General features: G+C 50.7%; 21 protein-coding genes and 2 other annotated features. Of the genes, 19 read left to right on the top strand and 2 right to left on the bottom strand.

Annotation, left to right across the window (positions count from 1 at the left end; all coding sequences use genetic code 11):
* Window positions 1–440: 440 nt before the first annotated feature.
* Together KPHS_p100210 and KPHS_p100200 are read left to right on the top strand one after the other, a co-directional pair.
* On the top strand, window positions 441–1,925 hold the full coding sequence (locus KPHS_p100210) for a putative retA reverse transcriptase (protein YP_005220828.1): 1,485 nt from the start codon (window positions 441–443) through the stop codon (window positions 1,923–1,925).
* Window positions 1,926–2,011: 86 nt separating this feature from the next.
* Window positions 2,012–3,115, top strand: a complete 1,104-nt coding sequence (locus KPHS_p100200) for an integrase (protein ID YP_005220827.1) — start codon at window positions 2,012–2,014, stop codon at window positions 3,113–3,115.
* On the opposite strand, the gene KPHS_p100190 is transcribed toward KPHS_p100200, so the two are convergent.
* Complete coding sequence (locus KPHS_p100190; protein YP_005220826.1) at window positions 3,110–3,490, bottom strand: hypothetical protein; 381 nt, start codon at window positions 3,488–3,490, stop codon at window positions 3,110–3,112. The genes KPHS_p100200 and KPHS_p100190 overlap by 6 nt on opposite strands.
* Window positions 3,491–3,763: 273 nt before the next feature.
* On the opposite strand from KPHS_p100190, the gene KPHS_p100180 reads away from it, so the two are divergent.
* From KPHS_p100180 to KPHS_p100020, 17 genes are all read left to right on the top strand, one after another.
* Window positions 3,764–3,976: a hypothetical protein gene (locus KPHS_p100180; protein ID YP_005220825.1), complete on the top strand. Its 213-nt coding sequence runs from the start codon at window positions 3,764–3,766 to the stop codon at window positions 3,974–3,976.
* A 116-nt stretch (window positions 3,977–4,092) separates the two neighbouring features.
* Window positions 4,093–6,378 (top strand): porphyrin biosynthetic protein, encoded by a 2,286-nt coding sequence (locus KPHS_p100170; RefSeq protein YP_005220824.1) that lies wholly within the window; start codon window positions 4,093–4,095, stop codon window positions 6,376–6,378.
* Window positions 6,379–6,511: 133 nt separating this feature from the next.
* The gene (locus KPHS_p100160) at window positions 6,512–6,820 is read left to right on the top strand and encodes a putative porphyrin biosynthetic protein (RefSeq protein YP_005220823.1); all 309 of its coding nucleotides are present in this window, start codon (window positions 6,512–6,514) and stop codon (window positions 6,818–6,820) included.
* Window positions 6,512–7,707 (top strand) — a sequence feature (potential frameshift: common BLAST hit: gi|294502045|ref|YP_003565782.1| porphyrin biosynthetic protein). Its footprint overlaps the gene before it by 309 nt.
* Entirely contained in the window at window positions 6,862–7,707 is an 846-nt protein-coding gene (locus tag KPHS_p100150) for a porphyrin biosynthetic protein (RefSeq protein YP_005220822.1), read from the top strand. Its footprint overlaps the feature before it by 846 nt.
* A gap of 180 nt (window positions 7,708–7,887) precedes the next feature.
* On the top strand, window positions 7,888–10,932 hold the full coding sequence (locus KPHS_p100140) for a putative DNA polymerase III alpha subunit (RefSeq protein YP_005220821.1): 3,045 nt from the start codon (window positions 7,888–7,890) through the stop codon (window positions 10,930–10,932).
* Window positions 7,888–11,405 (top strand) — a sequence feature (potential frameshift: common BLAST hit: gi|294502044|ref|YP_003565781.1| DNA polymerase III). It overlaps the preceding gene by 3,045 nt.
* Window positions 10,911–11,405, top strand: coding sequence for a DNA polymerase III (locus KPHS_p100130; RefSeq protein ID YP_005220820.1), 495 nt, complete (start codon window positions 10,911–10,913; stop codon window positions 11,403–11,405). Its footprint overlaps the feature before it by 495 nt. The genes KPHS_p100140 and KPHS_p100130 overlap by 22 nt, the downstream gene beginning before the upstream one ends.
* A gap of 14 nt (window positions 11,406–11,419) precedes the next feature.
* Window positions 11,420–11,845 carry a hypothetical protein gene (locus KPHS_p100120; protein ID YP_005220819.1) on the top strand — a complete coding sequence of 142 codons (426 nt, stop codon included), beginning with the start codon at window positions 11,420–11,422 and terminating at the stop codon, window positions 11,843–11,845.
* A gap of 240 nt (window positions 11,846–12,085) precedes the next feature.
* Entirely contained in the window at window positions 12,086–12,340 is a 255-nt protein-coding gene (locus KPHS_p100110) for a hypothetical protein (RefSeq protein YP_005220818.1), read from the top strand.
* Between the two features lie 136 nt (window positions 12,341–12,476).
* Window positions 12,477–12,776, top strand: coding sequence for a lipoprotein (locus KPHS_p100100; protein ID YP_005220817.1), 300 nt, complete (start codon window positions 12,477–12,479; stop codon window positions 12,774–12,776).
* A 164-nt stretch (window positions 12,777–12,940) separates the two neighbouring features.
* Complete coding sequence (locus KPHS_p100090; protein ID YP_005220816.1) at window positions 12,941–13,372, top strand: hypothetical protein; 432 nt, start codon at window positions 12,941–12,943, stop codon at window positions 13,370–13,372.
* Between the two features lie 119 nt (window positions 13,373–13,491).
* Entirely contained in the window at window positions 13,492–14,499 is a 1,008-nt protein-coding gene (locus tag KPHS_p100080; protein YP_005220815.1) for a putative regulator, read from the top strand.
* A 60-nt stretch (window positions 14,500–14,559) separates the two neighbouring features.
* Window positions 14,560–15,504, top strand: a complete 945-nt coding sequence (locus KPHS_p100070) for a hypothetical protein (protein ID YP_005220814.1) — start codon at window positions 14,560–14,562, stop codon at window positions 15,502–15,504.
* Window positions 15,504–15,863, top strand: a complete 360-nt coding sequence (locus KPHS_p100060; RefSeq protein ID YP_005220813.1) for a hypothetical protein — start codon at window positions 15,504–15,506, stop codon at window positions 15,861–15,863. The genes KPHS_p100070 and KPHS_p100060 overlap by 1 nt, the downstream gene beginning before the upstream one ends.
* The gene (locus tag KPHS_p100050; RefSeq protein ID YP_005220812.1) at window positions 15,829–16,851 is read left to right on the top strand and encodes a putative recombinase; all 1,023 of its coding nucleotides are present in this window, start codon (window positions 15,829–15,831) and stop codon (window positions 16,849–16,851) included. The genes KPHS_p100060 and KPHS_p100050 overlap by 35 nt, the downstream gene beginning before the upstream one ends.
* Window positions 16,852–17,021: 170 nt before the next feature.
* Complete coding sequence (locus KPHS_p100040; RefSeq protein YP_005220811.1) at window positions 17,022–17,198, top strand: hypothetical protein; 177 nt, start codon at window positions 17,022–17,024, stop codon at window positions 17,196–17,198.
* Between the two features lie 83 nt (window positions 17,199–17,281).
* Complete coding sequence (locus KPHS_p100030; protein YP_005220810.1) at window positions 17,282–17,896, top strand: hypothetical protein; 615 nt, start codon at window positions 17,282–17,284, stop codon at window positions 17,894–17,896.
* On the top strand, window positions 17,896–18,108 hold the full coding sequence (locus KPHS_p100020; protein ID YP_005220809.1) for a hypothetical protein: 213 nt from the start codon (window positions 17,896–17,898) through the stop codon (window positions 18,106–18,108). Before KPHS_p100030 ends, KPHS_p100020 begins: the two co-directional genes overlap by 1 nt.
* A gap of 451 nt (window positions 18,109–18,559) precedes the next feature.
* On the opposite strand, the gene KPHS_p100010 is transcribed toward KPHS_p100020, so the two are convergent.
* Entirely contained in the window at window positions 18,560–19,777 is a 1,218-nt protein-coding gene (locus tag KPHS_p100010; RefSeq protein ID YP_005220808.1) for a replication protein A, read from the bottom strand.
* Window positions 19,778–19,977 lie beyond the last annotated feature (200 nt).

The following is a 19,977-nucleotide window of genomic DNA, read 5'->3' as shown; positions in this document are numbered from 1 at the left end:
CATTAGACAAAAGAGGGTATTTTAGGTTGATCTCAATAAAAACAATGCCTAATATACTGTATATAAATACAGTGTGCGCCGGGAGACCGGTTAGAGATCAAGGGGTGAAAGTCCCCGACCATTGAAGGACCAGCAATCCACAAGGTCCCCGAGTCATGCGTTGCATACCGCGAGGTATGGGGCGAAGCGTTGACAGGGGTGTTGACAGGCCAGCCATTGAGCCACGAAATGTATATTAAATTACCGGGTGCCGACGTTGTACTGTTAACGGAAGGCAACATCATAGGGTGCGATACTGCGAGTGCCACATGGACCCGGCGGGGTCTGAGACCCTGGCATGTCAATACGATCTCTACGCGGGAACCGGGAGATCTCCCCTCTGACCATCTGCCAGTGTCGGAGATGGCCCGCACCGGGAAGACGAGGAGTCATAGCCGGTGATGTACGGAGAGGAGAAGTCGGACTCGCTCATAGTAGCGGCGAAGCAGGCGAACAACCCGAAAGGAGCGGAGTCAGTGGAGCGAAGGAGCGGGGCCAAGGGGAACGCGGAACAGCCACACATGCGCCGGACACAGAGCCGGGAAAGCATGTCACAGAGGCTGTCACGCGTGCGGGAAGCTGCGAAGCAGCGGAAGAAAGAACGGTTTACAGCATTGTTCCACCTGCTGACAGTCGAAGCACTGGAAGCCGCATTCCTCTCCCTGAGCAGGAAAGCGGCCGCCGGAGTGGATGGCATCAGGTGGATGGACTACGCCGGAAACATGAAGAACAACATAACAGATCTGCACCGGAGGCTACATCAGGGCAGCTACAGGGCGCAGCCCGGCAGGCGTCACTACATCCCAAAAGCGGATGGAAAACAACGCCCGCTCGGCATCGCCTCGCTGGAGGACAAGATCGTCCAGTATGCGCTGGTGAAAATCCTGAACGCAGTCTATGAAAACGACTTTATGGGGTTCTCATACGGGTTCAGACCCGGGCGAAGCCAGCACGATGCACTGGACGCACTGGCCACAGGGCTGGTACGCACTAACGTAAACTGGGTACTGGATGCCGACATCAGTCAGTTCTTCGACAGGGTGAGCCACGAATGGCTGATCAGGTTCACAGAGCATCGGATCGGCGACCGGAGGGTAATCAGGCTCATACGTAAGTGGCTCACAGCCGGGACGTCGGAGGAGGGTCAATGGCGAGCAACGGAGGAAGGCACCCCACAGGGTGCGGTCATCTCACCGCTGCTGGCAAACATATACCTCCACTACGTCTTCGATCTGTGGGCGCATCAGTGGCGACGTCGCTATGCCACAGGCAATGTGGTAATGGTCAGATACGCCGATGACATCGTCATCGGGTTCGACAAACGATACGATGCCCGGCGCTTCCGTATAGCCATGCAGCGCAGACTGAGGGAGTTCGGACTCACGGTTCACCCGGAGAAAACCCGTCTGATGGAGTTCGGCCGCTTCGCTGCCGAAAACCGTGCCATCAGGGGAAAAGGCAAACCAGAAACGTTCAACTTCCTCGGGTTCACGCACATCAGCGGGAAAGATCGCAACGGCAGGTTCATGCTGATACGAAAGACCCGCCGGGATCGGATGACGGCAACTCTGAAAGCCATCAAAGACGGTCTGCGAAGGCGCTGGCATTACTCAATCCCCGAACAGGGAAAATGGCTCAGGAGAGTGGTTCAGGGATACCTGAACTATCACTCGGTACCGGGCAACTTCCCCACCATGCAGAAGTTCAGGACACACGTAACAAACCTCTGGCGCCGGGCGCTCAGGCGCAGGAGCCAGAAGGATGATACGACCTGGACGAAAGCAAACAAACTGGCAGCCGCATGGCTACCAAGGGTTCGGGTTCTTCATCCATGGCCTGTGGAGCGGTTCACCGCCAGACACCCGAGGCAGGAGCCCGGTGCGTAAATCGCGCACGCCGGGATCTGTGCGGGGGGTATCCGGTAACGGGTATCCCTACCGCGACATAAAAAGCGTCATACAGTGGCCAGATTATGAAAAACACGTTTGACAGAGCACGCGCAGCGGAAAACACGTCACAGGAAGCGATCACCTATCTGGATCGGGCAACGCAGATGGATGCCAGGTCGGTCTCGATGCAGGGTGCCGATCTGACTTTCGCCGACGCATTCATGTTATTCACTCGCTTATCATTATTGATAACTCGCCGCCGGCCAGAGATAGCTGTCCATTGTGTTTTGATACATGTTCTCCCGCATATCGCTCAGGAAAAAGTAAGTAACCTGAATAGAATAATGGTGAATCAGCTGGTCAACCCGCTGATCCTTGAAGGGAAGATCGTGATGGGTCGCCGTGTTTTTTCCATCATGAAGCAGTTCCTGGGATGGTGTGCCTTCCAGGGGATTATCGAAACATCGCCACTGAATGATATGTCGCTGAACAAAGTTGCCGGCGGCGCGAAGACGGCCCCGCGGGAACGATGCCTGACGGACGCTGAGGTTTGGGTATTCTGGAATGTCTGGGACTATTTCGACGTATGTCCAGGCACGAAATGGGCGGCAAGGCTTTGCCTCGTAGCTGCCAGACGTCCAGATGAAGTGCTGCGGGCCAGAGTAAGCGAGTTCGACCTTAAGCTAAATGTATGGAATCAAGGATCTCGCAACAAATCGGCCCGGTCGCACACCCTTCCGATGAGCTCACTGATGCGGAAGTGCGTAGAAGAATTGATTGCTTATGGCGCCGGCAGCCAGTGGCTCGTCCCGTCGAACAAAAAAGAAAAAGCTGATACGCCAATGTCAAAGGTTGCAATAGCCCAGGCGTTGAGGCGGATTCTAGAGCGACCAGAGCTTGGGGAAGTGGAGTCGTTTACCCCACGTGATCTGCGTAGAACGGCACGCAGCTACTTTCCAGCCCTTAATATTTCACAGGAAGTATCACGTAAGATCATGAATCATAGTCTGGAAGGTATCGACCGTGTATACGACCGATATGACTACATGGATCAGATGCGAGAAGCCCTTGAGAGCTTCTCATCGTACATCTCGTCGATTGTTGAGCAACCAGATTTAGAAGAAATTGACCACAAAATGAAGGGAGATCGCCTATCCACCGAGCTGATCAGAGTAAACTTCTCATAGCTTTTTAATTGCTTCCACAACCTGCTCAACACCATCAGTTTGAGCCGGAAAGCGGTTGCGGAAAGCTGCGAGAACCTCACGTTCTTCCGGAGTCAGCGGCGCGATGCCCTGGTCTCGTAAAAAATCTGCCAGCTCAGGCTGACGGTCTTCAAGAACCATCATCATGAGACGTACTGGGTCTGCATTCAGTGCTTCTGCCAGTGGTAGCACTTTCTCTACCGGCAGCGGAATTCTTCCCTTTTTTATCAGGGACAAAATGTTGGGATTCTTGTAACCAATCTCACGGGAGATCGCCGACTGACTTTTCGGCGAAACAGTGATTAAAGAATCGATGTAGGCGACGTAACGAGCGGTCTTCTCATCGGCCATTGTCATTGTAGTTACTATCCTCGTGTGATCTTATTGTATGGTAAGTACTTACCGATATTACAGCAACGGTTGTTATTGTAAAGTCTTACATCCGGCTATTTGTAGGCAATTATCGCACATAAATCACGCGAAATAAGGGATAAATTAGTAAAATCCGGTACTTCTGTTGATTTTTTTGATTGTTTTTGTTTAAGACATTACGATACATTTTTATTAACTTTTATATCAATAGGTAGTACCATCACCTCCAAATGAAACCTGTTGATTAGGATGCTATTAATGGAAAAATTGTCATCTAATTTACTTGCTCTGAATGTAGGCAATGTTTTCGCGCTGACACACCTGGAGGCTGCAGAAGTACTATCTGAGTTACCAAATCACCAGGTAAACGTTAGAGCGCGCGACGCTACTGTTTTCCGGTTCTCCCTGGAAAATGGCTCTTTCACGCTGATCAATACTGGCGACCTCTCTTTCGCGGTTCGAATCAACTAAAATTTATAACCCGCCTATAACTCATTGATCCCCTGCGCGAATTGCTTCCTCCCCTGTTCGCGCAGTGTTATTTTCTTATATCTGAAAACAATTTGTTTACTCGATAAGGAAAGCACATGGCAACCAAACCCAGCAAAACTGTACTCAAAGAGGTACAGGACTTCCGCGATTCCGTAAAACGCGTCGTTGGTCTTCTTTCGGGCAAGAATATTCCTGTAGCTGAATGCGGAGACACAGCATACGTTCGCTACAATAAAAAGGGTGAGCCAGTCATGGTTAACATCCCATCCATACCAGATGACGCAAGCCCTGCGCTTATGAATGCCATACGTGGATTCCTTGATCACGAGGTTGGCCATCTCCTTTTCACAGACGAAAAAGTCGTCAAGAAAATGCGCAACACAAAGGCATTCGGACTCTGGAACGCCCTGGAAGACGTCTACATAGAACGTCGCATGAGTGAAGTGTTCACCGGCAGCCGGCGGAACCTATTGTCCACACGTAACCTAATGATTGACAAATATTTTAATCCCCATGTTAAAAAGGCGGTGGCGATGTGCCGCGGGGATCAACGCGAGTTGTTTCTAAAGTTCTTCCTCTGTCCGGTTCTACGGGCGTGGGATGGCCAACCAACTTTTGCTGATTTCATGGAGGAGCACTGGCACCTCATCGATAAACCTATTGCCGTTCTGAAAGAGTTTGGCGTCGATGAAGCTGTCCGTCGTATGGATAGCACTGAGGATTGCGTCAAGGTTGCAGCAGCAATGGCTAAGATCCTTCGTGAAATGACTGAGATGCCAGAAGGCCCGTTACCTGAACGTGAGTCCTCTTTAACCAAAAAGACCGAACCAGAAGAAGACAGTTCAGATGAGCCGGCTGCTGGAGACGATACTGAGGTTTGTGACGAAGAGGGGCTCGATAGCACTCCTGATGAGTTTAGCTCTGACGATGAAGATGATGAAAAATCAGACAAATCGATAAGTAAGTACATACCTAACAATGATAAAGTGATAAATGATACAGAAAGTAAACCTGAAGATGGCGATTTAGGCCATGAAAATGTTGACGACTTGCCTGACAGCGAAGAAACGACAGCTGATGATCCTGTTACATCTCTGGGCTCAGATGCAGGGGAAGAAGTGGATGATGAAGGGGATTACAGTCCGTCCACGAATGATAGCGCTAAGGACAGGCCCGGCAGCTCCTCTGATGATAGCGAAGCTGTCGAGGACGGTGAAGGTGAAGGCAAGGCTGACAAAGACGGTGGCGAGGAGAAGGATGAAGGGGATCGTGACACCTCGGATGAAAGCGATGCCGGCTTTGCCCCACACGCTGACGATATGTCTCTTGATGATGCTCTCAAGGCATTAGAAAACGTCGATGAAGAGATAGGTTCTTCAACCGAAGATGCGCTGGCGTCGGCGATCAAGTCGGAGCTAGCCAGCGCGTCACTATCTGATTACCGGCCATACAATCGCTCCTACGACTTCCTGGGGCCAATTGACGAGGCAGAAGAGCATATTAAGCGCGCCAGAAAAGCTTTTGGCGCAATCCCTATGTATTCGCCCGTAGATCGCTACCGCATTGTTCCAGAGGGCAGAAAACTGTTTGAGATGAAGGTGGAGAGACATCTGTCTTCCTCGGTGTCATCTACCTTGGCCAAAGACCTGGAGCGCGCGATCGCCAGTCGTAACCGTGTTCAGTTCATCCCTGGCCAGCGTCGTGGACGCGTACATGGGGCGAGTCTTTACCGACTGTCGATGAATGACGATCGGGTATTCCGGAGAAAAGAAGACCACAAGGCCGTGAACGCGTGCGTTCAACAGGTCATCGATTTGTCAGGTTCAATGGGCGGCCGAAAAATCGAGCTCGCGCTGGCATCCGCATACACACTGGCTGACGCCCTAGATCGTATCCACGTTCCGAACGTCATTACCGGCTTCACTACTTATGGCAATCCGGATGTAGCAACTATGTCGAAACGTGGGTTTAGCCGCTTTGAAGCGCTTATGCTGCCGATTATTAAAAACTGGCATGAGAAAGCGAACTCACCAGAGATACGTGCTCGTATGGGCTGTGTGGCGGAGACTTTCCCCCTGCTAAACAACGTGGATGGCGAGAGCATCGCACAGCTGGCTTCTCTGTTTGCAGGGCGTATGGAAGACAAGAAGATCATGATTGTGCAGAGCGACGGCGCCCCATGCGCTGCGGGGGATGGCTTTAGTAACCATCTGCGCTCTGTAACGAATGACATCGAAAACACAAGTGACATCAACCTGTTGGCCATTGGCATTCTTACGGACGCGCCGCGCCGGTATTACAAAAACTATGCACTGGTGAATAAGGTCGAAGAGTTGGGTACGTCAGTTGTCAGTGAGTTATCTCGTATCATTTTAGAGTAAATCTTGTGCCCTATAAAATAAGTAACTAGTTACTATAAAGCCTGATACATTCGTATAGAATAGAGCCCAGAAACGACAACAAGTAAGGAAAAACACATGACCGCGACTGCGCTACCACAAGACGCCCACTCTGATGCCGTCACCTGCAAATGGTGCGGAAAAATCCTTCCATCACCTCAAATCCCACATTTCGATGGGACGTTGTGAAGGCATTCCGGAAGAAGCCAAAGGGCTTGGTGTGGATGACGTAGTGAAAATGTACACCACAGCATTCCCCGGGGAACCAACGCTGTCTCCAAAGGCCATTGAAGCGTTAAAGAATAAACGCTCTGAGAAGGCTGGAGCAGACGGCAAAATCGCGGATATCAGTTCCCACCCCGGCTATGCAGGGACAGTCGAATCAAAACTGAGCTTGTCGCCGCTCACGAGCTGCTTGGCCTGACCATCAAGGAACTTGGCACGCCTCGAGGCAAACCCCTTCAGGTGACGGTCAACATCAACACGCCATATCCGGAGTTCGTGCCAGAAGTGAAAGCCGGCTATGTATACGGCGACTTCGATCTGATTAAAGACATCTTCATGATGCTGGAGATCGGCATTCCTGGTTATCTATGGGGTCATGCTGGTACGGGGAAAACCTCCCTGCCAACCCAGCTTTGCGCGCTCCTGAATCGCCCGGTGATCCGCTCACAGCATACGGCATCAACTGAGGAAGCCCATATTACGGGCCAGATTCTGGCGCGAGAAGGCACAACCTACTTTGAACCAGGGCTTCTGTCGCTGGCGATGAAGAACGGTTGGGTGTATCTGGCAGACGAATACGATTTTGCATTCCCGCAGATTCTGGGGATCTACCAGCCAGTTCTGGAAGGCGAACCTCTCGTAATCAAAGAAGCGACACCAGACTGGCGTCGCGTGGCGCCGCATAAGCGCTTCGCCTTCATCGGTACAGGCAACACTAATGGTTCAGGGGATGAAACGGGGCTTTATCAAGGAACGAACATCCAGAACGCGGCTAACTTCTCTCGCTTTGGCATCGTATCTCACGTCAAGTACATGAAGCCTGGTGCTGAGGTAAACATGCTGGTCGAAGCGGGAATCATCCGTGAATACGCCGAAAAAATGGTTAAGTTCGCCAATCTGGTACGAGACGGGTATGAGCAACACCTGATCAGCCAACCAATCGGCCCGCGTGAGCTACTTCTGTCCGCAAAAATCGGAATGATGCGAGGTGATTTCGCAGCCGGCATCGAGAAGTCATTCATCAATAAACTCCCCTCCACCTCTGCGCAAGCGGCGCGTGAAGTGGTTCAGAAAATCTTCGGTTAATCGTGCGTAAAGGTTGTTTTGGATCTCTTATCGCAGCTTCTGAAACTGGCGCGGCCTGTTTGTCATGCGCTCACAGGCCTGACTGCCACCAGGCAGCCAAAGGAGTTGCGATTTCGATATACGGGAAGTTCGTCGTCTTCCCCAACGACAAAATTAAGAAAAAACAGAAGGTAAAAACACATGAAAGCACTGATGGTCAGGACTGATTTTTCCCTGGGAGAATCAGCACTGAAAGCAGAGCACGCAGTAAAGGTAGCAAAGGAGGCTGGCTATACCGCGGTTATCTCTGCTGACACGATGAATATCGCCAGCGTTATCCCCCTGCAGCGAGCAGCTGGCGATGAGATGGCGGTGATCTGTGGTGTTAAGCTGAATGTTGTCGACGATCCAACATACGAGTACCGGGCTAAACTGGCCAAAGAGTCTAATGGATGTATGGAATCATTGGAGCGTGGACGTAACTACTGCTTCACCGCACTGATTAAAAACGAGCAAGGTTATCGCGACATTTGCGAACTAATGACTTTAGCCAATACACGCGAGCAGTTTTACTTCGTACCACGCCTGGCGCTCGAACAGCTGGCGGCTACTTACGCTAAAGGCAATATACTGTTGCTGACTTCGGATATCGGCAGCGTATTCCAGCGCCCGGACTTCGCTAAAATTATTAGCGCGCTGATTACTGCCGGCGGACGCGAGAATTTCTACAGCGTAGTTTATCCGCACCCTACGCCATTCTATGACCAGATCAACGTGCGAGCCATGAAAGTGGCAAGCGCACTGAAAATCGAGCCCGTTGCGTTTTACCCAGCTTATTACGAAGGGGTTGATGACGCTGACATCAAAGACATCGCCCACATGGTGATGAACAATATCAAAGTCGATCAGCCACACCGGCTGCGTATCCCCCACCAGCGCGACAATGCAATAAATGGTCGCCGTCATCTGCTGCAGGCTCTGAAAGAGTTTTCTGTCCGAATGGGCGTATCTGTATCTGCCGCCATGGCTTCTACAACGCAAGACTCCATCGTTAAGGCGTGCGAATGGCGCTGGCACGAGATGGCGCCGGCGCTGCCAAAAATGGCAGACGATGAGCCTGCAACGTTGATGAAACTGGCTGTCGCAGGGCTTCGAAAACGTCTCAGCAACAAAGAATTTGGCTACACGCCACCAGCTTCCGAGCACCGCGTTTACGTCGATCGCCTCAAGTATGAAATGGAAACGCTCACTCGCCTGGGATTCTGCGGTTATTTCCTGATGGTTCGCGATCTGATGAATCATAGTCGCGAGACTGGTATTCCTGTCGGGCCAGGTCGTGGTTCATCCGCCGGCTCTCTGGTGGCATGGTGCATCGGCATTACTAACGTTGACCCAATCCGTCATGGTCTTCTGTTCGAACGTTTCATTAACCCTGAGCGTCTCGACTTGCCGGATGCGGATTTGGACTTTAGCCAGGCGCGGCGTCATGAGGTGATCGAGTATCTGAATGCCCGATATGGCGAAGAGTATGTTGCAGGCATTCCGAACTTCACTTATCTGGGCGCCGCTTCCGCACTGCGCGACACAGCGCGTATTTATGGAGTTGATGCGGCGGATATGGCTGTTTCCAAGGAGCTAAAGACCCTGGAGGATGACAGTCTGTCTCTGTCGGAGCTGCGCGAGCAGCTGGCCAGTCTGGACAAGTACGCCACCAAACATCCGGACGCATTTAAGGCGGCGAGCAAGTTGCAAAACCTGATGCGTGGCTTCGGCCGCCATGCTGCAGGGATGATTGTCGCTGGCGTACCTCTGACGGAACGTACCCCTGTAGAGCGACGTGGAGACGCGCGTTGCATCGCATTCGATAAACGATACTGCGAGGCAATGGGGCTGATCAAACTGGACGTTCTGGGCCTGGCCACTCTCGATCTGCTGGATAGCGCAAAACGTTACATCAAAGAGAGCACCGGTAAGGACATCAACCTCGATGCCATCCCACTGGATGATCGCAAAGTACTTGATGGATTCGCCGCGGGGTATACGCAAGGTGTGTTCCAGCTTGAGTCCGGCCCCATGAGGAAGCTACTCAAAGATCTGGGTGGTGGTATCGAGCCAATGAGCTTCAAAACCGTTGTGGCCACAACTGCGCTTTTCAGACCAGGTCCAATTCAGTCAGGCATGTTGGACGACTATGTTGCTGTGGCCAAGGGCTTCATGCCACCGCAATCACTTCACCCGGTACTTGACGAGCTGACTGCTGAAACAAACGGCGTCATTCTCTATCAGGAGCAGACGATGAACGCTACGCGACTGCTGGCAGGCTTTACCATGGCCGAAGCTGATGGTGTGCGTAAGGCGATCGGCAAGAAGGATATGGAGAAGATGAAGAGCATGGGCGAGAAATTCATCGTTCAGGCTCAGGCTGGGTGGATCGACGTCGTTATGGAGGATGGCACGGCGCAGCGCATACACCGCGCGGAACATTTTAAATGTGAAGACGGCAAGTTGCGGACAGTAGAAGAGGCGCTGGATGCCGGCGTTAAGCTGCCGATGGCAGTTGTTAGCGTGACAGGGTCACATCCTGGGTTATCTGAAACAAAAGCCAGTGAAATCTGGCAAGCCTTCGAGAAGAACGGTGCGTATCAGTTCAACAAATCTCACTCAGTAGCGTATTCGTTGATCAGCTATCAATCCATGTGGCTGAAAACGCATTTCCCTGCAGAGTTCTTCGCCGCAGCGCTCACCATTCTTGGCGAGGACAAGCACCAGGGACTGGTAAAGGATGCCTTAACCTATGGCATCCGCGTACTGCCACCCGACATTAATATGTCCTCGAATCGCATCGAGATCCGCACGCTCGAAGATGGCAGCCAGGTACTTTACGCCCCGTTCTCTGCGGTTAAAGGATGTTCTGAAAATGGGTGCCAGGCCATTATGCGAGCGCGTGAGAAAGTTGGTGGCAAGTTCGAGTCGCTGGCGCAATTTGAGGAAGCGGTCGAGAAGAGAGCCTGTAACAGCCGAGTACGTGAGTCTCTGCAAAAGGTTGGAGCATTCGCCTCTATTGAACCTGGCAGTATGCCGGCGATCGATCCGGTACGTCTGCGCGACCAGGCAGAGCTGATGGGCAATCTGGTGATCGATGCGGTGAAAGCTTCACGCCCATTTGAAATGAACCCAAAACGCTCTGCAGAGGTCAATGTGCTGATGACTCGCATGGCCGCAGAATGGGCCTGGGCGATGAGTTGATACGACCAAGCATCGGCATTAAGCCAAAAATTATGGTCATACTCGACAACGCCAATGGCAATGATGCACGTACCGGCTACTTCATGGAGAACGGCTACGATGACTTCAAAGCCAAGTTGCTGGTTTCTGGTGACCTGCGTATGGGGGATTTGTATGTCACTGGCGTGTGTAAAAAGGTAAAGGATAAGGAAAAAGACTACACCAAAGATGAGATCGGCCAGTTTATCGACTTTATGCGGGAAGAGATAAATCTAGTTCGTCCAACCTACGTGCTGACGTGCGGCAGCCGGGCGACATCGCTGTTCAATAACAAGAGCAAGCCATCCGATCTTGTTGGGCGCAAAGAATATCTGCCAGACCTGGACGTGACCGTGTTCTATGGATTTAACCCGAATATTTTGTACTTCCGTCCAGAGGAAGGAGAAAAGCTGGAAGCCATTCTGGCAGAGGTAGCGGAGACTATTAACAAATGACTAAAGGAAAACACATGAGCGCAGCGAATAAAATTGCACAAGAGCTCACAGCAATACCACAGGAGTTTCAGGATAAGGCGATTGAAGCCACTCTGCGATCCCAGTTCTGGGAAATCATTGACTGCCCTGTCACGCTCGATCTGGCATTGGCGTTTGCAAAGCAGGATGGCGCCGACCCTATTTGTCGATTACGGAAATGCGCGCGTGCGCTGGCATTAAAAACGCAAGATCCAAAGGCGTGCCAATATCTGCTGGAGATTTATGAATCTGACAAACCAGAAGAAGAGCTGGCTTCATTTAAAACGTTCCGCGACCGTCTTGTACTGAAGGTGGCCAAGGAGTTCATGGAGGTGAGCAAGATAGGCGACGTCAGAAAATACCGGCTTAAGAGGCAGACCAGAGTCACTCTATCAAACATATTCGGTAAAAAAGTAGCATAAAGAATGCCCTGCCCTATGGCGGGGCATTCTTTGGAATCAGTGTAAAATTTACCCCGTTCTAACAGAATTGAGACATAAAGCCACACATTTTTAAGGGATGCTCTTGTTTATTCTCGTGAATTTGGGAACATATTTGTAGCACCAACAATGGTACTTAACTGGACTACACACTCTCATAACGGAGCCTTTGGGTTAGGGATATGATAAAAAAAAACGCTAATAACGGGGATGAGTTTCATAATGGTTGGCTGTGCTGGCATGAAGATACCGAATTATGATGAGGTCAAAACAAGCCCGCACTACACTGAATGTCGTGAGTTCGCTGCCGATGTTTACAAGAATAATGGATACAGTAAAGAAGCCAACACGGTGATTTTTAACATGGACGACCGCAAGGCCCAAGCGATTGTTTCAGGATGCGTCGTGACAATGAGCAAGAACAGCATCGAAGAAGCAAAGGCAGACTTAAACAAAAGGCTGCAGCTTATGGGATGATCAGCGGTGCTTGTTATAACACATCATGTCGAGTCGACACTGAACAGCAGTTAAAGGCTTATACCCTTGGGAGCTATTACGCTTCATCTAAGAAATTTCCTGAGCAGATGAAACCTGAATTTTGAGGAAAAAAATAATGCCCCGCACGATTAAAGGCATAGCCATCGTCGCTACCTCACTAATACTTTCCGGATGCGCCTTCCCAGACAAGGATGGCGACTTTGGTGCATATGTACACAGCTGTCAACAATACGCCTATGGTAAAGCCTATGCTTTTGAACATAGAGATTTAGCTTATAAGATTTGCAAAGATGCGGCGAAGCTCTGGGGCGACGAAGTCCCTGCCTATGTTATTCGGCAAATCAAGCTTCACCCCGAAATCCCTGAAGATGAGATTAAATACGCGGCAATGGCCGGGTCATTGGGAAATAACTAAATTCACAAAATATAACCCGCCAAACGGCGGGTTTTTTGTTTGCATACTCCATTTATAAGCCCCTCCGCACCCTCCACACCCTCCACACCCTCACGACACATGCTCCACCAGCTGATTTCTTCATGGTACTATTGATATAAATTAGTAAGTGGATACATAACAAAATGAGCACCGAAATTTACGAAAAAATCATGACCGATCTGGAGTTCGATCGCGACAATCTGGAAGAGGTTTGGCGGCAGCAACCGAGGCTGTTGATGGAGTACGGCGCAAGACTAGCGCGCGCGGAACGAGAGGTTGCAGATGCTAAACTATCCCTCGATGCCATAGAGGCAAAAATTTACGACATTGAACGTAAGAACTTGAGTATGAACGGAATAAAGTTCAATGAATCAGTACTGGAAGCTAAGGTTCGCACAAGCCCACAATACCTTGCGAAGCGCCAAAAACTGGATGACGCACGTCTGATCGCTGACATCTATAAGCACGCTGTCACCGCCTTCTCTCACCGTAGAGACATGATCGTGCAGGCCTCGAAAATGGCCATCGTAGAGATTGAACGACTGGGTGCCGAACGCTTCACACCCACCCGATAATTTTTGATAGATAGTAAGTAAGTACTGATCTATTATTATGTACGCTTTTAAGAGCCACGAACAAGCGAATGCCCCAAGCGAAAAGCGCCCATGGCCATAATCACAACAAGGAGAAATACATGTCTAAGTCATTACTTGATCTGCTTAACAAGACCCGCGGCGATATTGCTTCCAAACGAGGCAACAACGTCGACCTAACCCGTCTGAAAGACGGTAATAACTATCTGCGCATCTTCCCCAACAAGGAGGATCAGAACGGTGTGTTCTTCCAGACTTTCGGTATGCACTACGTTAAGCATCAGAATGAGGAGGGCAAAGAAGTTACCACTGCCTATATCTGCGAACAGCACACCCACAATCGTGCGTGCCAGCTGTGTGAGATGGTGATGGAAGGTCGCGCTCGCTACAAAGGCAACAAGGCAATGGAAGAGCGTATCGGTCAAATGCGCGCTACTCCACGCTACCTGGTCAATGGCGTACTTTCAGCTCGTGAAGACTTTGGCGACGCGGAAAAATGCCAGCTGATTGAGCTCCCGTCCACTGTGTTCGACGATATCTGCAAAGTGATGTCTGAGGATATCGCAGATGATATCGGCAACCCGTTAAGCAAAGAAGAAGGCTATGCGTTCCTGATCAAACGCACCGGCTCCGGTCGCGATACCAAGTACGACGTATCCCCAAAACGTAAAGTCTACAAGGGCGATATCCCTGAAAAACTGTGGTCGACCCAGCATGACCTGATCGCTTACGCCAATCAGGCTGATGAAACTCGTCTGCTGTCTACCGTTCGCACCATGGGGCGTCTCATTGGTATTGCAGCACCTGCCGCCACCACCGCTGCTATTTCCTCACCAGCTGCTGCAAGTGCAGCAACGCTGCCAGGTTTTGGCACCATCACTGGCCATACGGAAGGTGCAGCTGCTGTAGCCACGACCTCTACCCCGGAACCAGCAAAAACATCTCTGGTAGACGAAGAGATCTTACGTGCCGCAGAAGCTGAGTTCGTACCAGAGCCGGAAGAAGTTAAAGCATCAGCTGCTGCCGCCACTACCACTGCGGCCGCGACCAGCACCTCTAATGACGATGAAGGTCTTGACGATCTGCTGGCGGAATTAGAATCGCTTTAATCCCAGGCCATGACTGTTAAGGCGTCTACGGACGCCTTACTTTTTGGAAGGAGTTTTCCGGTGAATTATCTCTTTGTGGACGGTAACAGCCTGGGCTATTACCACCAGCAATCTGACAAATTACATAACGGCGAAATGGAAGTTCAGGCGGTGTTTGGCTTCGTCAAAAACGTTCGTCGCTATGCTTCCATTCTTCACGCTCGCCCCATGATCCTGTGGGACGGCTTTAGCGACAAGCGTCGCGACTATTACCCGGATTACAAAGCAAATCGCGATGAAGATCCGGAAATGAAGAGGATGAAAGAAGGCTTTGCAGTCCAGAAGCCTTACATCCTGAAAATGATGGCAGCCCTTGGCGTCAACCAGCTGATCGCCAAAGACGCCGAGGCCGATGACCTGGCGGGGATGCTGGTTGGTCGTCTTGCGCCACAACCAACGGTCGATCATATCTACCTGCTCACCGGCGACGGCGACTGGCTGCAGCTGGTTCGAGAAAAAGTCAGCTGGGTGAGCCTTCGTGAAGACGCCAAACACAAGCAGGTGAACTTTGAGCAGTTCCCAGAGCTGATCGGCCTGCCTACTCCTCGTGCTTTCCTCGAAGCCAAAGCTCTGCAAGGGGATACCTCCGACAACATCAAAGGTGTAGGCGGAATTGGTGACGGCGGCGCCAAGGAGCTGCTGCACGAATGGGGAAGCGTCGCCGCTATGGTGCGCGGCATTAACGACGGCTCGATCGTCATCAATAAAGGCCGATACAAAACGGCATTCAACAAACTGGCCAAAAATGCCTTCAACGAGAAGACCGGCTGCCGGATGCTGGAAGCCTTCAAGCGCAACATGACGCTGATGAACCTCATCGATACCAAGTTCCCACCCAGCGAAATCGAAAAGATAAAAGGCGCACGTGATTTGAAAGCCTTTGAACTGCTCTGCCATGAGCTGAACTTCCGGTCATTCCTGGAAGATCTGGACGTGTTCGTTTTGCCTTTTGAGAGGTACTGCTGATGTTGAAATCACTCATCAACGGCAATACGACCACGCCTACGATGCTGGCTAAGGAGATTGTCTTCTTCCATGGAGAACATGCCGTTGTTGCGCTACCGCGCATTCTCGGCGCGGCCGGCATGAGCGTGACAGAGCGAGAGTACGGGCTGATTAGCGAACAGGTCGTCAAGATCCTCTCTCGTATGGCCAAACACCTCAACCACGACGCAATAAAGTTTGATGAAGCCGCCGCTTCCAAACGCATCAACGAGACAAAAAGGAGCCTAAGAATGGCAAAAGGAAAATCAGCACTGGCAATGGCATTAAAAAAGAAAATCGGCAGCAATGACGAGATCCAAAAAGGTTTCACACTGGATTGATTCCGGCTTCCCTCCGCTGAATAAAGCCATCTCCGGGCGCTATGACGGCGGTTTCCCAAGCGGACGTATCGTTGAGATCTTTGGGCCGCCAAGTGCTGGTAAAACCTTCCTGGCGACGGCCGCCATGGTCTCCGCTCAGAAACAGGAGGGTCTGGCTGTATTCCTCGACCACGAAAACAGCTTTGACGTTGGTCTGGCGGTGGCAAACGGGCTGAATGCGGATGAGGATGACGGCCAGTGGGTCTATAAGCAGCCGGACACGTTCGAAGAATCGGTTGAGCTGATCGGCACCATCCTGAAACTGGTGCGGGACGAAGAGCTGATCCCCGCAGACGCCCCTATTTGCATCGTAGCCGACTCCCTTGCGTCAATGGTGCCAAACTCCAAAGCCGAGAAGTTCGACAAAATGGCGGAAGGTACAGCGAAGGATAAAGATCAGCTAAACATGAACGACAATACGGCCCTGGCTCGTGCTACGAGCGCCAACTTTCCGACGCTGGCGCTCTGGGCGCGCAAGTACAATGCCTGCATTATTTTCCTTAACCAGGTTCGTACAAAAATCGGCGTGATGTTTGGCGATCCAACCACCTCCCCTGGTGGTGATTCTCCGAAGTTCTACGCCTCAGTACGTATTCGTCTTGGCGCTTCTGTCATGAAGGATGGCAAAGATAAGATCGGTCAGGACGTTGGCGCCGAGTGCATCAAAAACAAAGTGGCACCGCCATTCGGCAAATGCTCATGGAAATTCTACTTCGACCCGACCCGCGGTCTGGACGTTATCGAGTCACTGGTTGAGCACATGCTCGAAGAAGGATACCTGCCAAAGAATGCCAGCGGCCGCGTAGAGATTGGCGACAAGAAGTACACCAAATCGCAGATCGTCGATATGTATCGTGATAAGCCCCTTCCGGAGATCATTGCGGCGCTACAGGCGATCGACGAACGTCGAGCTAAAGAGTCTGCTTCAGCCGAAACAGAAGAAGCGTAATCACAGGGCGTCCATTGGACGCCTTTATATTTTGTTTATTATCACCAATAAGAAAACAACTTGGTTACTAATATGAAATTAATCCCAATTCCAACGTCAAATGTGACAGTGCCACGTAGTTACCAGGTAGCCATCGTAGACGCCTGGTGGCTGGTGAAGGAAGAATCAAAGTGAAGAGGCTCTGGGATGCGGCCAATGCCGCGCTCGATGTTATCGACGCAGAAATCGCCCAAGGCTTACCTGAGCCTGAATGGGCCGCTCAGCTGCGCGAGGTCATTGCTCTAATAGATGAGCCATCACCTGAACAGGACGATTGCTCCCCTTATCTCGATCTGAATAATAAGTAAGTACATACACCACAAAGGAGAAACACATGAGAATATTAGTTTGGATATCTGCCAGTACTGAAAGTGATGCTTAGCCACTGCTTATGGTGAATGGCTCTGGACTGGCCATCTTTAGGGAGTTCCAGGCCTTAGCGCTCTTCCGGAGCCATTTACAGCTCAAAATAGATAAGTTAGTATTTACCTATTATGAAGATATACATAGATATCCTGTTACTCATCTTTTCAATACTGTTTATGTTGGACTGCCTGATGATCGGGACACTCAAGAAAGCTCTGTCTCCTGTCAACGGAACCACTGTGAACATGCTCGCACTGGTGCTGGTCGTCACCTCTACAGCACAGGTCTACACAGAGATAGTGGTATGAGAAAAATAACGCTACTGCTGGCCGCCCTATCCTTCTCTCTGCTGGCGGATACCCGAATTTACCAATGCGATATGACCGTATCGCAGGTGAAAAATGATCAAATCAGCAGACCTACTAAAGCTGACTTCGGCGCGCTGGTCGTTGATAGCGGAGATCAGTTCTATGTCGTCCGCGGCGATGAGGTTCTCTCATCTCCATATCTGGCTAAACGCAACGGTAAACTGGTTGGCGTTGGCGAGGACAAGCTTATCTACAACAAATCCCACGACGTCTACGGCGTTCATAGCAAAAACCAAAGTTTCTTTTTCGACGGATGTAAGGAGGTTGGTTAATGGCTCTCACAATGACTGGTCTTGAGATTGAGAAAACAAGCGGCTACTGGAGAGCGAAAGGCTTCAGAAAACCGGACATGCTGGAGCGTCTGGAACGTGAAGACGGTTACATCATCCACCAGCGTCGGGAATGGCGCATGTTTGATCCTGAAACCGGGAAACTCACATCGAAAGCACAAACGCTTTGGGGTTTGCTCAAGCAGATTCACTAACCGATGTTTCTGCAGCGCGTTTTAAGTGTGACGGAATAACATTTGTTAGTAACCACTAACCTAGCATTCATGCGGGTTAGCAGGTTAGTGACCACTGGGGAAGCCATATTGTTATCTACACGGGCCTGGCGCAAATCAACGACTGCGTCGCCCGTTTTCAGGATATCTAATTCAGTGCTGAATTACCGCTCACAGCATACGTTGCCAGTGAATTACCGCTGGCAGCATACCTTGTACCGTTCACAGCATACGTTTTACCGCTGACAGCATATCTTTCACCGCTGACAGCATACATTCATAGGGCAACAGTTGCTCTTAGACGTTAGCCATGTCGATTTATAAAGACCGCAGATAGTGGAAATGTACCGCTGACAGCATACTTTTTACCGCTGACAGCATACATTGAGACAAAAGAACCGCTGACAGCATATGTTGAACCGCTGACAGCGTATCAAAGCAACTTGAGGCTATTGGTGAGTATCTCGATCAGCTTGATATTCTCTGGCGTCAGGTTCTGCGACAGCTCAGAAATTTTGTTTTTGAGGTTCTGTTTCGCATCAATTTCACCCTTCGCTTCTTCTGCCTGCTTAGGCGCCTCTGGCTTCTCGGGTTTGCTCGATGTGACTTTCAGTTTTGGGTTACGACTGTGGATCTGGATGTAGACAGAACGGCCACGCTTAACCTCGCTATATTCGAGATAGCCCAGCTCTTGCAGTGACTTCAATCCGTTCCTGATAGTCTGGTTTTGCGAGCTGACGTTGCGCGTGCTCAGATTGAGCCTGGCGCGCAGCCGGGCAAGAGATACCGGTGCCGGCTTAGGAGGAAGACTTTCGATGAAAGTATACAGCGCCTGTGCCGTCTCTTTGCGCGGGAGCTTGTTGATGACCTTCAACTGCAGCAGAACTTTGTGGTCAAAGCGATAGAGCTCAGACAGCTTAGGTTCAGCATAAAAGACAATGGAGTCTTTCTTCTCGTTGTAATCAACGCTGTTTATGAGGTGAACCATCAACAGGGATATCTTGTTGGTGTCGTCGACGTTCTTCTCTTCATGAGTGCGCTGGAACGACAACGTCGTGCGCATGATCTTGAGCAGGCTGTTTGTCAGGCGGTCTCGCAGGGTCTTGCGGATCTGCGAGGACGGGTAGCCGCAGAACTTGGCGAACTTCGTGATGCTCAGCTCTACGCGCCCTGTTGGCTCGCCGTATTCAGCCAGAGAGCGAACAACACCAACCCAGGTTTTGAAGTCATGATCCATATCCAGCCGCGGACCGGTGATTTTAATGTTTGAATAACCCTCTGACCGCGCGACTTCAAGCTGGACAAGCTCCCTGGATGCGTCGATCATGTTGGACTTGTTGCGAGAGCTATTCTTCGTTCCCTTGAGCGTTGGAACAAAGAGGCCAAGGCGCATTAAAGCGATTGGCTGCACCGTATTGTTGCTGTTAGGAACTAAGTCACCTGTGTACAAATTGAGAGCATCTTCCTCAAGAATTTCGTTATCCTCAGGTATTTCTTTGATTTCACTCTCTTTTTTATTTTTTGTGGACATGTGGATACCTTTTGGTTCTAACCGCTGACAGCATACGTCAATTACCGCTGATAGCATACACAAAACCGTTGGCAGCATATACCGTACCGCTGACAGCATATCGTTTACCGCTGACAGCATACACGGATCAGTCCTTAGCCCAGGCGTGGCGCGGCCTGCGGCGATCGGGGATCTCTTTGGATCTATATGGGGATCTGTATAGGGATCTTATTATTGGGATCTAACCAGTGGATAAGTGGATAAGTAAAACAGGCATTTGCGATTACAGGTGTGCCTAGTAAGCTATCGTGGTTCCGGTCAACAATCACTAAAACGAGAAC

It is taken from the genome of Klebsiella pneumoniae subsp. pneumoniae HS11286 (assembly GCF_000240185.1).
In the GTDB taxonomy this organism is placed as follows: domain Bacteria; phylum Pseudomonadota; class Gammaproteobacteria; order Enterobacterales; family Enterobacteriaceae; genus Klebsiella; species Klebsiella pneumoniae.
Note: the sequence above shows the minus strand (reverse complement) of the source record. Positions and strands in the feature narration are given on the sequence as shown.